The 13,546-nt window shown below is 74.7% G+C and carries 14 protein-coding genes; 5 read left to right on the top strand and 9 right to left on the bottom strand.

What is annotated here, in order from left to right; translation table 11 throughout:
* Positions 1–179 precede the first annotated feature (179 nt).
* Both AC3EUJ_RS23635 and AC3EUJ_RS23630 read right to left on the bottom strand, forming a co-directional pair.
* Positions 180–1,190: a questin oxidase family protein gene (locus AC3EUJ_RS23635; protein WP_431964482.1), complete on the bottom strand. Its 1,011-nt coding sequence runs from the start codon at positions 1,188–1,190 to the stop codon at positions 180–182.
* Positions 1,191–1,605: 415 nt separating this feature from the next.
* Positions 1,606–2,028 (bottom strand): nuclear transport factor 2 family protein, encoded by a 423-nt coding sequence (locus AC3EUJ_RS23630; protein WP_431964480.1) that lies wholly within the window; start codon positions 2,026–2,028, stop codon positions 1,606–1,608.
* A 131-nt stretch (positions 2,029–2,159) separates the two neighbouring features.
* Here AC3EUJ_RS23630 and AC3EUJ_RS23625 point away from each other — a divergent pair, with 131 nt between their 5' ends.
* Positions 2,160–2,729: a PadR family transcriptional regulator gene (locus tag AC3EUJ_RS23625; protein WP_431964478.1), complete on the top strand. Its 570-nt coding sequence runs from the start codon at positions 2,160–2,162 to the stop codon at positions 2,727–2,729.
* 21 nt (positions 2,730–2,750) lie between these two features.
* Here the strand turns inward: AC3EUJ_RS23625 and AC3EUJ_RS23620 are convergent, their stop codons facing one another.
* Positions 2,751–3,683, bottom strand: coding sequence for a MerR family transcriptional regulator (locus tag AC3EUJ_RS23620; RefSeq protein ID WP_431964476.1), 933 nt, complete (start codon positions 3,681–3,683; stop codon positions 2,751–2,753).
* Positions 3,684–3,748: 65 nt separating this feature from the next.
* On the opposite strand from AC3EUJ_RS23620, the gene AC3EUJ_RS23615 reads away from it, so the two are divergent.
* The gene (locus AC3EUJ_RS23615; protein WP_431964474.1) at positions 3,749–3,886 is read left to right on the top strand and encodes a hypothetical protein; all 138 of its coding nucleotides are present in this window, start codon (positions 3,749–3,751) and stop codon (positions 3,884–3,886) included.
* Between the two features lie 16 nt (positions 3,887–3,902).
* Here AC3EUJ_RS23615 and AC3EUJ_RS23610 read toward each other — a convergent pair whose 3' ends face one another.
* Entirely contained in the window at positions 3,903–4,859 is a 957-nt protein-coding gene (locus AC3EUJ_RS23610) for a LysR family transcriptional regulator (RefSeq protein ID WP_431964472.1), read from the bottom strand.
* Between the two features lie 108 nt (positions 4,860–4,967).
* On the opposite strand from AC3EUJ_RS23610, the gene AC3EUJ_RS23605 reads away from it, so the two are divergent.
* A complete protein-coding gene (locus AC3EUJ_RS23605) occupies positions 4,968–5,663 on the top strand; it encodes a type 1 glutamine amidotransferase domain-containing protein (RefSeq protein ID WP_431964470.1) in 696 nt (231 codons plus the stop codon).
* A 41-nt stretch (positions 5,664–5,704) separates the two neighbouring features.
* Positions 5,705–6,226, top strand: a complete 522-nt coding sequence (locus AC3EUJ_RS23600) for an HD domain-containing protein (protein WP_431964468.1) — start codon at positions 5,705–5,707, stop codon at positions 6,224–6,226.
* On the opposite strand, the gene AC3EUJ_RS23595 is transcribed toward AC3EUJ_RS23600, so the two are convergent.
* The 3 genes from AC3EUJ_RS23595 to AC3EUJ_RS23585 all read right to left on the bottom strand — a co-directional run bounded on the left by AC3EUJ_RS23595 (position 6,177) and on the right by AC3EUJ_RS23585 (position 10,236).
* Positions 6,177–8,372 (bottom strand): FUSC family protein, encoded by a 2,196-nt coding sequence (locus tag AC3EUJ_RS23595; RefSeq protein ID WP_431964466.1) that lies wholly within the window; start codon positions 8,370–8,372, stop codon positions 6,177–6,179. The two genes, AC3EUJ_RS23600 and AC3EUJ_RS23595, sit on opposite strands and share 50 nt — an antisense overlap.
* 106 nt (positions 8,373–8,478) lie before the next feature.
* Complete coding sequence (locus AC3EUJ_RS23590) at positions 8,479–9,684, bottom strand: PP2C family protein-serine/threonine phosphatase (protein ID WP_431964566.1); 1,206 nt, start codon at positions 9,682–9,684, stop codon at positions 8,479–8,481.
* 153 nt (positions 9,685–9,837) lie between these two features.
* Positions 9,838–10,236 (bottom strand): peptidoglycan-binding domain-containing protein, encoded by a 399-nt coding sequence (locus tag AC3EUJ_RS23585; protein WP_431964464.1) that lies wholly within the window; start codon positions 10,234–10,236, stop codon positions 9,838–9,840.
* Positions 10,237–10,770: 534 nt separating this feature from the next.
* On the opposite strand from AC3EUJ_RS23585, the gene AC3EUJ_RS23580 reads away from it, so the two are divergent.
* Positions 10,771–11,742, top strand: a complete 972-nt coding sequence (locus AC3EUJ_RS23580; RefSeq protein ID WP_431964462.1) for an aldo/keto reductase — start codon at positions 10,771–10,773, stop codon at positions 11,740–11,742.
* 193 nt (positions 11,743–11,935) lie between these two features.
* Here the strand turns inward: AC3EUJ_RS23580 and AC3EUJ_RS23575 are convergent, their stop codons facing one another.
* Both AC3EUJ_RS23575 and AC3EUJ_RS23570 read right to left on the bottom strand, forming a co-directional pair.
* On the bottom strand, positions 11,936–12,451 hold the full coding sequence (locus AC3EUJ_RS23575) for a mycothiol transferase (RefSeq protein WP_431964460.1): 516 nt from the start codon (positions 12,449–12,451) through the stop codon (positions 11,936–11,938).
* A 361-nt stretch (positions 12,452–12,812) separates the two neighbouring features.
* Positions 12,813–13,544: a class I SAM-dependent methyltransferase gene (locus tag AC3EUJ_RS23570; RefSeq protein ID WP_431964459.1), complete on the bottom strand. Its 732-nt coding sequence runs from the start codon at positions 13,542–13,544 to the stop codon at positions 12,813–12,815.
* Between the last annotated feature and the right edge of the window lie 2 nt (positions 13,545–13,546).

Here is a 13,546-nt window from a genome sequence, read left to right as displayed (position 1 = left end):
CAGACACCGCGGGGCCCGCCCTCCGGGCGGCCGGCGCTCATGTGACGACACGCCCTCTTGGCCGTGTCGTCACATGCCCGACCCCGGCCTTCGGCCGGGGTCGGGCGGTGGGGGCACCTCCCAGCGGTAGCTGGGAGAGCTCCTTCGACGACACGGCCTCCATCCCGAAGGGCCGCCGCCTAACTGAGGGGTTCGCTCAGCTCGATGGCGCGCAGAGCGGCCGCCAGCGCCGGTGCGTCGCCGACGTCGAGGGCCGTGTCGGTCAGTTTGATGACGTGTTCGTCGCCGTGTGCCAGGGCCCGTTCGAAGACCTCTTCGGGAGTCGGCGTGCCCGGCGCGGCGTACGAGACCGCTTCGTCCGGTGCGTACATGGCGGTCACCGCCGCGGAGGCCGTCCAGGCGGCGCGCAGGCTCGGTACCCACAGGGCGCGCGGGAGCGCGGGCAGCGTGCGCAGGACGGCGTTGGGGGCCGTGGCCGCGTGGACCAGCATCGTCTCCTCGCCGTGGCCGTGGGTGGCGTACCGGTGGGTGGCCGCCCGCACCAGTTCGGTGAGGCGGTCGCGGGCCTCGTCCGGGTCGGTGATCCCGGCCGCCCACACCGGCAGGCCCGTGACGCGGTCGAGCCGGGCCGGGAAGCCGCCGTCCCGTACGGCGATGGGCGCCACGGCGTCGAGAGCGGCGGCCGCGCTGCCCGCGCCGGGCAGCGGCGTGGGGTCCGTGACGGGGTGGTGGCGGGCGGCCCAGTAGCCCAGGCCGTGGGCGAGTTCGGCCAGCCGCGGTCCGGTGCTCTCACCGGCCAGCAGGGTGCGCACGGCGTGGCCCACCCGGATCACCGGGTGCGTGGAGCCGCCGTGGATGCCGGGCAGGAGGCGGGGCCACCACTGCGTGAGCACCTCTTGCCAGGGCTGCCCTGCGATCTCCCGGCCGAAGTAGCCGATCCAGTCCGCGGCGCGGCGTGGATCGCCGAGCGCGGAACGCCAGTTGCCCTCCGTGACCGGTTCGACGGCGGACGGGAACTCCTCGAGCTTGTGTGCGTACAGGTCGAGCCAGCGGTGCACCGCACGGGCCTGTCCGTGGGCGGCGAGGGCCTCGACGGCCATCGGCGCGTGATTGGTGAGCCGTCCGAGCCGTTCAGGCCCCGATCCGTGCAGCCGCTGGAGCGCCTCGTCCAGGGTCCCTGTCGTATCCATGGCCAGGACAGTAGGCGGGGCGCCGCGGCGGCGTAACCGGCCGCGGACGTAGGACCGGACCTAGGTCCGCTGCCGGGTTCAGGCCGGTGGGTGGCGCCGCTGTGGCCCACGCCCACGCCCACGGAACCGGCCGGGCGGCTCCAGGCCCACGGCGCCGTGCAGATGAGACCAGACCCGGCACGCCGGGGCCGGCGCGTGCAGGCGCGGACGGGGGGTGTGCCCGGCGGCCGACTCGGCGGCTTCGGGCGTGGCGGTGGCCATGCCGTCGTCGGCGTCGCGGACCAGCGCGCTCAGCGGCTCGTCCCGGCTCGCGAAGCGGCGACAGGGCGAGCGGGGCGCTCGACGCCGCCCTCGCCTGGTGCCGCGGACTGCTCGCGGGCCGGTGACGGCCGCGCCCTCCTCCTTCGCCGGGCCCCTACGGCGCCGGGACGAGACCGTCGGCGACGAGGCCGGCCAGGACGGCCTCCCCGAGCGCGTGCACCGCGGACCGCGGACGCACCATCACGGTGAACTCCTTGATGAGGTCCGCCTCGTCGACCTGCAGCAGGTCGATGCCGTGGATGTCCCTGCCGCCCACGGTGGCGCGGAACACCAGCACCGTCGACGGCGCCTCGGTGCCGTCGGCGCTGGTCTCGACCGTGCCGTCGAGGGTCCCGACGTAGTGGAAGTCCTCGAAGGTGCGCAGCAGGACGCCGAAGAGCCCAAGCACCATGGGCTTGCCCTCGAACGGCGTGAACTTCACCGGGCTGTAGAGGCGGATGTCCTCGTGGAGCAGCTCGTCCAGCGCGCCGAGATCGCGGCGCTCGACGGCGGACCGGAAGCGGTCGGCGGCTGTCATGGCTCCTCCTGGTCGTCCGGCTCCGGACGTCGACACTCAGAACATTGATTACTCCGTTTCTTGAGTATCATGGGGCGCGGCCACACGGAAGAGCGAGGCACGGCCGGACAGGCGGACGGAAGGGAGCGGGGATGGCCCTGCGGCACGCGGTGCTGGCCGCGCTCCTGGACGGGGAACTCAGCGGCTACGAGCTGGCGAAGGCTTTCGACATCGGGGTGGCGAACTTCTGGCACGCCCTGCCGCAGCAGCTCTACGCGGAGCTGGCCAGGCTCGACAAGGAGGGGCTCATCGCCGGCCGGGAGGTCGTCCAGGACAGCCGGCCCACCAAGCGCCTCTTCCACGTCACCGAGGCCGGGGTCGCCGAGCTGGAACGGTTCGCGGCGGCGGTCGGCAAACCCTCCTTCGTCCGGGACGACCTGCTGGTGGCGGTACAGGCCGCCGACGTCGTGGACGCGGGGGAGCTGATCGCCCGGCTCGGCGAGCGGGCCGCCTTCGCCGACGCCAAGATCGAGCTGTTCGAACGGCTCCTGGTGCGGATGCGCGGCGGCCGCACCGAGGAGGAGTTCCTCGGCCGCGGCCGCCGCGTCGGCCCCTACCTCACCTGCCTGCGGGGCCTCGCCTTCGAGGAGGGCAACCGGGACTGGTGCCGGCGGGCCGCCGAGGTCCTTCGGCTGCGCGCCCGCGTCGCCGAGGAGCGCTGACGGGCCGCCGCGCCGGTTTCGTCACGCCCGCAAGGCGGCCGTCAGCCACGCGACGGCCGGGGCCAGCGCGGGCGGTGCGTCCTGGCCGGCCACCTGCGCCAGCAACTGCCAGTAGCGCTCGTAACGGGAGTCGTGGGAGATCTCCAGCCGTTCGGCCAGCCATGCCCGGAACTCGGGGCCGTCCGCCCGGCCCGACAACTGCGCGTAGACGCCGACGAGTTCCTCCACGACGGGCCGGGCCGACGCCGAGGCCGGGTCGACACCCGCCGCTACAGCGCCGCCCGCGCGCTCCCGCAGCAGTTCGGCCGTCCGGCGGGCCGCCGCCGGGTCCGGCTGCCCGCCTTCGGCGAGCGCACGGCTCTGGTCGGCGACGGCGCGGCGGACGCCGGCCCTGAACTCCTCGTCCTGGATCAGCTCTGCCAGCTCCACCCAGGCGCCCACCTGCTCCGGCGCGGCGTCGTCGGGGAGTTCGGGCATCGCGGCGCGCATCATGGCCGGGAAACCGGGGTCGACGTCGATGCCGCTCACGATGTGGTCGACGAACTCGTCGACGAGGCGGCGGCGTTCACGTTCCGAGAGGGTGGCGAGTCGGTGCATCAGTTCCGTCTCCTGTGGTGAGGCCCCGCGCCCCGCGACCGTCCGCAGCACCGTCTGGCGGATCCGCAGCATACGGATCTGCACCTCCAGAGCCTCGGCGTGGGCCGCGGCGACCTCGGCGACGGTGACCTTGCTGTCCAGGATCGAATGGACGGAGGCGAGGTCGATGCCGAGGTCGCGCAGCGTGCGCACCAGGGCCAGACGGTCGAGCGCGGCACGGTCGTAGAGCCGGTAGCCGGCGGGTGTCCGATCGGTCGGCGGCACCACCCCGGTGTCCGACCAGTACCGGATGGTCTTGACCGTCAGACCGGTCAGCCGGGCCAGCTCACCGATGGTGTAGAGGGTGTCGTCGTCCATGTCCGCCATCCTGGGGTCTCCCGCCGCGGGAGACTCAAGCATGCGCCCCGGGCGCTCGCGCGCTCATGTCGCGATGCGTCCGCCGGGACGGCCGTGGTCTGACGCGCCGCGGCTTCGCGGCCGCCGCGGGCGTGCAGGCGGCCTCCCTGGCGGGGTGGCTCGTGCCGGTGCTGGTGCTCGCCCTGAAGCCGCTCGCGTCGTGACCGCCGACGCCGCACGTCACCAGGCGCGGGCCTCGCGCAGCAGCAGGTCGCGGACGAGGCCGAGGTGGGGGTGATGGCCGGAGCCCGGGCGCTGGACCAGGTAGGCGGTGTTGATGGGCGGGTCGGCGGGGTCGAGCAGCGGCACGAGCGTCCCCTCCGCCAGGGCGGCGGCGCACAGGTAGCGGGGGAGGACGGAGAAGCCCGCGCCCGCGGCGACGGTGGCCAGCACGCCGCGCAGGTCCGGGACGGTCACGGCGGCCTGCCCGGTGAGGCGGCGGCCGAAGACATGACGCCAGTAGCGGCGGGCGATGGGCAGGTCCTCGGCGTACGAGACGAGCGGGACGCCGCTCAGCGCGCCGGGACCGCCGGACGCCACGTCCAGCCGGGCCGCCCGTGACGGGGCGGCCACCAGCACGAACTCCTCGTCCATAAGAGGGACGGCGCTGAGCAGGCGGCCCCGCGGGCGGTGCGTGGAGATCACCAGGTCGTGCTGTCCGGCCCGCAGCGACTCCAGCAGGTCGTCGGTGAGCCCGGTGCCGATCCGCAGCCGTACGCCGCGCTCCACGAGCGGTGCGAGCGCCGGCAGCACGCGCTCGCACAGCAGCTCCGCCGGGCCGCCGAGGCGGACCGGCTCGGCGGGCAGGTCCGCGTCCCCGTGCCCGCGGTCGGCGACGGCGGCGAGCGCGTCGAGCGGCTCGGCCACCCGGCCGGCGAGCTCGTCGGCGAAGGGCGTCGCGGCGACCCCGCGGGGCAGCCGCTCGAACAGTTCCCGGTCCAGTTGCCCTTCGAGCGTACGGATCTGGGTGGTCACCGTCGGCTGGGAGAGCCCCAGGAGCCGCGCGGCGGCGGTGAAGGAACCGGCGCGGTGCACCGCCAGGAAGGTGCGCAGCAGCGTCAGGTCCAGCGATCCCCCTCCCGGGGCCCGGTGCTCCGGGCGCATTCCCGGCGACCCATTGGAATCCGTATGGCTCATGGTAGTGATCCTATTGGAATCCAATGGGAGGTCCGCCCTACCGTCGTGCTGTCGGCCCGCACCGAAGCGGGTCGGCGGCAACCGAGCACCCCAAGGAGACCTGACAGCATGGCGAAGATCCTGTTCGTCCTGACCGGCGCCACGTCCTGGACGCTGTCCGACGGCACCGGGCACCCGACCGGCTTCTGGGCCGAGGAGGCCGCGACCCCCCACCGGATCCTCACCGCCGCGGGGCACGAGGCCGTGGTCGCCACCCCGGGCGGCGTCGTCCCGGCCGTGGACCGGGCGAGTCTGGCCGCCGAGGTCAACGGCGGGGAGGAGGGCGCCCGGGCCGTCGCCGAGGAGCTGGAGACGATGACGGCGCTGCGGCACCCGATCAAGCTGGAGGAGGCGGACCTCGACGACTACGCCGCCGTGTTCTACCCCGGCGGGCACGGCCCGATGGAGGACCTCGCCGTCGACCCGGTCTCCGGACGCCTGCTGACCGCCGCCCTCGACTCGGGCAAGCCGCTGGGCATCGTCTGCCACGGCCCCGCGGCCCTGCTCGCCGCCGAACGCGCCGATGGCAGCTGGCCCTTCGCGGGCCACCGGCTGACCGCCTTCAGCAACGCCGAGGAGACCCAGGCCGGACTCGCCGACCGGGCTCCCTGGCTCCTGCAGGACCGCCTGGTCGCCCTCGGGGCGGACTTCCAGGAGGGCGAGCCGTGGGCGCCCCACGTGGTGTCCGACGGCAACCTGATCACCGGTCAGAACCCGGCGTCCTCCGGCCCGCTGGCCGAGCGTCTGCTCGCCGCGCTGGGCTGAGGCTGGACCAGCCCGCCCGGCGCCCCCGAGGATGGGGTGCCATGAAGGTGGAGAGCGTGGCCGACGCCGACGCCCTGGCGTGCCTGGCGCACGAGGGCCAGACCGACCGCATCGGCGTCCCCTACATCGAGCACGTCCGGGCGGTCGCGGCGGGGCTCGCCGCCTTCGGCCCCGAACTGCAGATGGCCGGTCTGCTGCACGACGTCATCGAGGACACCCCCTGGACCGCCGGCCGGCTGCGCGCCGCCGGCGTCCCGGACCGGGTCGTCGCCGTCGTCGAGCAGGTCACCAACGAGCCGGGCGTGCCCTACGAGGACAAGCTGCGGCGGATCGCCGCCTGCCGCGAGGCGGCCCTGGTGAAGATCGCCGACAACGCCCACAACAGCCATCCGGACCGGGCCGCACGCCTCGACGAGGCGCAGCGGCTGCGGCTGGCCGCCAAGTACCGCCGAGCACGCGCGATCCTGTGGCCCGCGGTGCCCCGTGAGGACGTCGCCACGATCCTCGCGGCCGTCAACACTGCGCTGCTGCCGGACCTCCCGCCGGCCTGCGGAGCGCGGTGACCACCCGCTGCAGGCCGGCCAGCCAGATCGCGGCGTCGACGGCGTAGTACAGCAGCGGGTCCGGGGCCCGGCCGCCCGAGGCCGCGCAGACGTCCGCGATGACGGTGTGGTCGGTCGGCACGCTCCGCTGCGGGGCGTCGTCGGGCGCCGGACGCATGGCCCCCGAGCGCAGGTCGTACGTCAGCGGCAGGGTCGTCAGCCGCAGATGGTGCGCCGCGTCCCGCAGGTGCGCGGCGCTGAGGGGCCACGCCGCCAGCGCGCCCGGCGGGCAGTGGTCCACCAGGGTCTGCCCCATGGTGAGGACCCGGTTCCCGGCCAGCACGATCGCCTGGAAGTCCGTCGGCAGGGGCGGGCCCGCGCCGGGGGTGTCGCGTTCGGTGGCGAACTGCGCGTAGCTCGCCTCCGCGATGAGCTGGGCGAGCCGGGCCCTCCGCAGCGCGTCACCCATCGTCCCGGTCCCGGTGATGCAGTCGGTGATCTGGGTGACCGCCCGGGTTCCCTGGTCCAGCAGCCGCGAACAGGCCCGTCCCAGCTCGCCCGTGCCGCCCCGCGGCCAGGCCAGCAGTCCGACGAGGATGCCGGTCAGCGCGCCCGTGACCACGTCCACGATCCGGAACGCGGCGAATTCCGGACCCGTGGGGGCGATCTGCGTGAAGGCGGTGGCCACCGCGACCGTGAGGAAGGCCTGGCTCCACCCGAGACCGAGCACCGGCCCCGCGGTGAACGCCAGGAAGAACACCGGCGGCATCGCGACCGCGTACACCAGCGGCCGGTCGCCCACGAACAGCAGCAGCGCCGCCGCCAGCGCGGCCCCCACCACCGTGCCCCGCACCGCGGGGAGTACGGTCGTACGGGTACCGGCGGCACTGGTGCGCATCACCGTCAGGGTGGTCAGCAGCGCCCAGAAACCGTGCGACAGTTCGAGCCCACCCGCGATCAGCCGCGCCACGGCGAGGGCCAGCGCGATGCGCACGGCGTTCTGGAAGTAGACCGAGCGCGGCGTGAGATGGACCCGCATCCGGTGCCCGTACAGCGCGACGGGCGACTGCCCCGCGTACCAGAACGGCCCCAGCCGTTCCGCGGGCCGGGTCGCCTCGGGCCGCACGGGCGCGCCCAGCGCGATCCGCACGGAAGTCACCAGGAAGGCCGCGGTGTACGCGATGTCGAGCGCGATCGCCCCGTCCCGCACCGTCGTCGCGGAGGCCGCCCCGGACACCGGCCGGCGGACCCGGTGCTCCTCGAAGGCCGTCGCGGCGGCCGCGCACGGGGCGACCGGGGGCGCCGGGCTCTCGCCCCTCAGGGCCAGGGCGGCGCCGTGGCAGGCGGTGGCCGAGGCCAGCAGCATCCGTGACCGCGCGGGATCGGGACCCGGCGTCCGCTCCGCCGCGTCCTCGGCCAACTGCCCGGTCTGCGCGAGCAGGTGCCGCACGTACGCGGCCCCCTGGCACAACGCCCGGTCGCGCGCCCCCGCCGACACCGGTCGCTCGTCCTTCGGCACGTGGCTCATGCGCAGTTGCTGCGCCGTCTCCAGCAGATGTTCCGGACGCTCGGACACCACCGGCGGCTCCAGCGCCAGCGCCCGCAGCGCCCGCGCCGCGGTCTCGCACGCGTGGGCGAGCCGGTCCTGGTAGCGGCCTGGCGACGGGTCCGGCCACACCGACACCTCGGCCGCCGCCATCAGCAGCACGCCGACCACCAGTCCGGACAGGCGCAGGCCCAGCGTCTGCGGCTGGTACGGGGGAAAGCACGGCAGGATGTAGAACAGCTGCAGGCCGTTGGCGAGCCCCACCAGCTTCGGCCCGCCCACCCCCGCGTACGTGACCGCGAAGCCGACCCCGAGCATTCCCAGCGCCGCCGTCCAGTCGCTCACGGCCAGTGCCGTGCCCAGGGCGACCAGCAGCGCGGCCACCGGCAGCGCGGCCAGCAGCGTCCGGGCACGCTCGCCCGGCGTACCGGGCACGTACGACAGGGCGCCGGAGGCGACCGCGCCGAAGAGGGCGTAGATCGCGACGATCGGGTCGCCGAAGCCGTAGCGCGCCACGAAGAAGCTCAGGCACGCCACCAGCGTCACCCGCGCGGCACGGCGCACCGCCCGGAGGCCCGGATCACGCGCCCGCACCCACTCCAGCCCACCGCGACCGGGCACTCGCGGCCTCCTCGCTGCTCGGGTCCACGACTCGCCGGACCCCTTCAGATCACCGTAGGCCGGGCAGGACCGCCCGGCCACCGCGTGGCCCGGCGGCGTCCGCGCCTCACAGGCGTACGGTGACCAGCGCGATGTCGTCCGCCGCGCCCCCCGTGACGCCCAGCCGGGCCAGCAGGGCGTCCGCGAGTCGCTCGGCGCTGAGCTCGGGCTGCTCGGCGAGCGCCGTGGTCAGCCGGGCCAGGCCGGTGTAGATGTCCTCCTTGCGGCGCTCGATCAGCCCGTCGGTGTAGAGCACCAACGTGTCCCCCGGGCGGTACGGCACGACCGCCTGCGGGCGGGCGACGGGGGAGGGACGGGCACCCAGGGGCGGGTCGGTGGCCTGGTCCAGCAGCTCGCAGCGGCCGTCGCCGTGGAGCAGCACCGGTGGGGGATGCCCGGCGCTGCTGTAGCTGATCGTGTGTCGCGCCTTGTCGATCAGGGCGCTGACGGCGGTGGTGGCCACCGCGCCGTCGACGCAGCGGGCGTACAGGCCGACGACCTCCAGGGCCCTCGCGGGACCGTCGACGGTGCGCATCGCCGCGCTCAGCGCGCTGCGCAGCATCCCCATGACGCTGGCGGCCTCCAGCCCGTGGCCCACCACGTCGCCGACCGCCACCGCGTAGCAGCCCGGCGAGAGGTTGACCACGTCGTACCAGTCGCCGCACACGTTCAGCGAGCCCGCGGCCGGCAGGTAGCGCACCGCGATGTCCTCGTGCCGGGCCAGATCGGGCGAGTGGAGCATGGCCTCCTGCAGCGTCAGGGCGACCTGCCGTTCCCGGGCGTGGGCCTCGCGCAGCTGGTCGTTGAGGCGCTGCAGTTCGCGGGCCCGCGCGTACAGCTCGGCCTCCATCGCCTGCTCCCGCTCGCTCAGCTCGGAGCCCTGCAGCCCGTGCCGGTGCCGGCGGGCCTGGACGAACGCCGTCACGTCCTCCACCCGGTGGATGATCCACGCCACGGTACCGTCCGGCCCGAGGACGGGGGTGTTGATCGGGCTCCACCAGCGCTCCTCGAACCTCCCGGGCTCGGCCGTCACCGGGATGTCGTACTTCTGCGGCGCCATCGTGTCGCCCTCGCGGGAGGTCAGCACCCGGTGCAGGGAGGCGCTGAGGTTGCGCACCCCGTCGGCCAGCGGGTCGGCGGGGTTGTCCGGGAACGCGTCGAAGATGTACTGCCCGATCAGGTCGTCCCGGGTGCGCCTGGTGGCCTCCAGGTAGGCCCGGTTGACGCCCACGATGACGAGCGTCGCGTCCAGCACCAGGTAGGGGCTGGGCATCGCCGCGAACAGCGCACCGTAGTCGATCTGCGGTGTCGCCTCGGTGTGCTGCTCGTCGTCCCCCCTGTCCGGCAGGGTCACCCGACCAATCTATAAAACGTTCGCCCGGGCGGCCCGCCCAGCGACCCCGGGCTTGGCCGGGCGTCCGCGGGATCAGCCCGAGGCGAGCGAGGTACGGGACTCCAGGTCGCGCCGCGTGGCGTCGCCGTACTCGCCGCTCTCGTCGCCGCGGACGCCGTACCAGACCTGGAAGCGGGCGACGGCCGCGGCGAGGCGCCGGTCGAACCGGCCGTCGACGGCACCGCCCGCGTACACGTCCGGGATCCGCAGCAGCCGGGCCTGGAGCTCGCTGACGGCCGGTCCGGAGTCGCCCTCGCGGAGCACCCCGCCGACGGCGCCCGTGCCAGGGGAGCCGGGAGCGGCGGCCGTGGGCGCGCCGGACGCGGCGGGGGCGGCCCCTTGCGAGGGGCCGCGATGGAGGACGCCGGGGGAGAACAGGGCGAGGGCGAGGGCGAGGGCGAATCCGGCGGCGCCCCCGGTACCGGTGAGCACGGCGAGGTCGCAACGCTCGCGTGGTGCGGGGAGAGCGGCGGAGCCGTCCCGTCCGCCCCACCGCCCGGGGATCCGTTCCGTGGGGCGCGGACCTCGGCGGGGGCGGCGCGGTGCGCGGCAGCGGCTGGGTGTCGGGACCGTCCTCCCGGGGCGGGGTGGATCCGCCGGCGGGGCGGAAGAGGCCGAGGGAGTCCTCCCACGGCTCGTCCGGCCCTCCGGCCGTCTCCCGCGCGGGGATGACGCGCGTCGGCTCGATCATGCGGCGCCGTGACGGTCTTCCGCCGGACGGGTTCGGCACAGCGGTCCCCCTGTTCTCCCCCCTTCATCCGTTACGGGCCGACCACGTGAGGACCGCCGGTGGGCGCAGGCTCCGGGAATCGCCGAATTCGCCGCGGCCCGGGCATCGTTGGGGTATGCGTGCGGCCGGCCCGGCGGCGCCGGCGCGGAACCCTGATGACCTTGTGCGGGCCCGTCGCCTATCGTCGTGGCTGCGGAGACCGCTCCGCGGGTGACGGCACCGAGTGGAGGACGACTGTGCGCTACCGGGACCTGGGACGCAGTGGGCTGAGGGTGTCGGAGATCGGCTACGGAGCCTGGGGGATCGGGGCGTCCGCGTGGGTGGGCGCGACCGAGGACGAGTCCGTACGCGCCCTGAACCGCGCCGTCGACCTCGGGGTGAACCTCATCGACACCGCCCGCGGCTACGGCGAGAGCGAGCGGATCGTCGGGCAGGTCGTCCGCGAGCGCGCCCGGGCCGGCGATGAGATCCTCGTGGCCACCAAGGTGCCTCCGAAGAACCGCCTGTGGCCCGCCCCCGACGGCGTCGACCCCGCGGAGGCGTTCCCCGGCGACCACATCCGCGAGAGCCTCGACACCAGCCTGCGGGCCAGTGGGCTCGACCACTTCGACGTGCTCCAGTTCCACGTCTGGAGCGACGAATGGGTCGGCCGCGGGGACTGGGCGGAGGCCGTCGCGGACCTGAAGCAGCAGGGCAAGATCCGGCTCTTCGGGGTGTCGGTCAACGACCACGAGCCGGACAACGCCCTCGCCCTGGTCCGCAGCGGGCTCGTGGACACGGTGCAGGTGATCTACAACGTCTTCGACCAGGCGCCCGCGGACGCGCTGCTCCCCGCCTGCCAGGAGCACGGCGTCGGCGTCATCGTCCGGGTAGCCCTCGACGAGGGCGGCCTGACCGGCCGGATCACCGCCGGGACCACGTTCCCCGAAGGCGACTTCCGCAACCGCTACTTCCGCGACGACCGTCCCGCGCAGGTGGAGCGGCACGTGGACGCCATCGTCGCCGACCTCGGCATCGACGAGGACGACATGGCGGAGACCGCCCTGCGCTTCGTGCTGAGCGCCCCCGCGGTCTCCACCGTCATCCCCGGCATGCGGTCGGTGCGCAACGTCGAGCGGAACACGGCGCTCAGCGACGGACGCTTTCTGACGCCGGAACAGCTCGCGGTCCTGGCCCGGCACCGCTGGGAGCGCAACTTCTACGGCTGACCGGCCCGACCGCCCGCGGCATGAACGCCCCGGCCGGGGGAAGGCGCGCTTCCGGACGGAACGGCTCGTTCACGGAGGTGGCCATGGCAGCCTCGACGGCTCACGCCGACCCGCCGGAAACGTTGCGGACCGATGTGCCGGCCCGGCTGGGCCCGCCCTCCGGGCGGGCGGCGCTACTTTGACGACAGGGCCACTAGAGCGCGCCGCGTTCCACGCAGCCGCGCAGGAACGCGGCCTGCCCGGCGTGCTGCAGGTCGTCCGACACCACGCTGACCAGCCGTACCGCGAGCGTCACCGGAGGATCCCAGCTGGTGTCGACGACGCGCGGGAAGTCCGTCTCGCGCAGCGTCCGCAGATAGCCCAGGGTGTGCTCGTACACCGCGTCGTGATAGCCGGTCAGCAGCTCGCCCGACTCCACGCGCAGCGCGGCGACGTCCTTGGGGCGGTGGCCGTACCCGGTGTCGTACGGCGCGAAGGGCAGACCGAACCGGTCGGCCCAGCCGCCGTCGGTCCACAACTGCCCGGTGCCGGCGACGCCGGCCACGTGATCGTCCTGAACGCGCGTCAGGTGCCAGATCAGCCAGGCGATCGAGTTCGCCCCCTTGTCGGGGCGCGCGTGCAGGGCGTCCAGGGACATGCCCTCGACGGCCTCGTGCACGGTCTCCTGGATCCTGCCGAAGGCGTCGGCGAGCAGGTCTGCGCTCTTCATACGTGCTCCCTCGTGCTCCCTCGGTCTCCTGCGCCGGGCGGCCCCCCGGTGCCACTCAGCCCACGCTAGGCGTGCCGCCCCGCCACGGCCACCAGACACTCCAGCACCCGGCGCGGCGGCTGACTCGCGGCACCGTGCGGGCGGCGGCACACGCCCCGGCTCCGCCCTTGCCTCCGCGGAGGTACGCGGTCGCGCGGCTCAGCCTCGCGAGCTCCACCGGCGGCCCTGTGCCTCGTGCCGCCGGTGGCCCTTCCGGTCGCCTTCGTCCGCCTGGGTGAGTCCCCCGGCCCGCCGAACTCGTGGGCGTCGTCCTGATCGACCGCGGGCGGCCGGCGGCGCCGGGGGCCGGCCGGACCGCGCGTCAGCGGATCGCCAGGACCAGGGTCACGACGTAGTGCTCCTCCATCATTCCGTCCGGGAAGTGCCGCAACAGGCGCTCTCGTTCGGCGGCGAGGAAGACCCGGGCACGTTCCTCGCCGAGCACCAGGAACGCCGACTGGGTGCCGATGTTCGCCAGATGCACCTCGACGGGCACCCGCCGGGACCACGGCAGCCGGTGCTCGGCGAACCCCGGCCCGTCCGGCAGCCGCCCCGAGCGGGGATGCGACAGCGGCCCGAAGAACCCGCCCAGCCGCTCCTGCTCGGCGGCGATCCACGGCACCGAGACGTCGGGGTCGTTGCGCCACAGCGCGAACGCGCCGCCCGGCCGGAGCACTCGCAGGGCCTCCGGAACCGACCGCCGCGGATCGGTCCAGTGCCACGCCTGGGCGTAGGTCACGAAGTCGAAGGCGCCGGAGGCCAGCGGCAGCCGGTCGCCGTCCCCACGCACCAGGCAGACGTCCGGCAGGTCACGGCGCAGCTCCGCGGCCATGCCGTCGCCGGGTTCCACGGCCACGACCCGGGCGCCGCGCTCGTGCAGCAGCGCCGTGGCGATACCCGTCCCCGCGCCCACGTCGGCGACCAGGGCACCGCGCAGCCGGTGCCCCGCGAGCTCCTCGACGGCATCGAGGAGGGCCGGCGGGTAGGAGGGACGGTTCGCGGCGTACCGTCCGGCTGCCCGGTCGAAGGAGCGGGAGCGAGGTGAACTGGTCATGC

This window comes from Actinacidiphila sp. bgisy160 (assembly GCF_057707815.1).
This window is presented reverse-complemented; position numbering and strand designations above follow the sequence as displayed.

What these genes read in the sequence shown, in the direction of transcription:
- AC3EUJ_RS23590 (WP_431964566.1), bottom strand. Translation starts at nt 9,684, where the DNA reads ATGCCCAGCCCCTACCTGGTGCTGGACGCGACGCTCGTCATCGTGGGC.
- AC3EUJ_RS23635 (WP_431964482.1), bottom strand. Translation starts at nt 1,190, where the DNA reads ATGGATACGACAGGGACCCTGGACGAGGCGCTCCAGCGGCTGCACGGA.
- AC3EUJ_RS23610 (WP_431964472.1), bottom strand. Translation starts at nt 4,859, where the DNA reads ATGAGCCATACGGATTCCAATGGGTCGCCGGGAATGCGCCCGGAGCAC.
- AC3EUJ_RS23600 (WP_431964468.1), top strand. Translation starts at nt 5,705, where the DNA reads ATGAAGGTGGAGAGCGTGGCCGACGCCGACGCCCTGGCGTGCCTGGCG.
- AC3EUJ_RS23575 (WP_431964460.1), bottom strand. Translation starts at nt 12,451, where the DNA reads ATGAAGAGCGCAGACCTGCTCGCCGACGCCTTCGGCAGGATCCAGGAG.
- AC3EUJ_RS23615 (WP_431964474.1), top strand. Translation starts at nt 3,749, where the DNA reads ATGTCGCGATGCGTCCGCCGGGACGGCCGTGGTCTGACGCGCCGCGGC.
- AC3EUJ_RS23625 (WP_431964478.1), top strand. Translation starts at nt 2,160, where the DNA reads ATGGCCCTGCGGCACGCGGTGCTGGCCGCGCTCCTGGACGGGGAACTC.
- AC3EUJ_RS23605 (WP_431964470.1), top strand. Translation starts at nt 4,968, where the DNA reads ATGGCGAAGATCCTGTTCGTCCTGACCGGCGCCACGTCCTGGACGCTG.
- AC3EUJ_RS23620 (WP_431964476.1), bottom strand. Translation starts at nt 3,683, where the DNA reads ATGGACGACGACACCCTCTACACCATCGGTGAGCTGGCCCGGCTGACC.
- AC3EUJ_RS23630 (WP_431964480.1), bottom strand. Translation starts at nt 2,028, where the DNA reads ATGACAGCCGCCGACCGCTTCCGGTCCGCCGTCGAGCGCCGCGATCTC.
- AC3EUJ_RS23570 (WP_431964459.1), bottom strand. Translation starts at nt 13,544, where the DNA reads ATGACCAGTTCACCTCGCTCCCGCTCCTTCGACCGGGCAGCCGGACGG.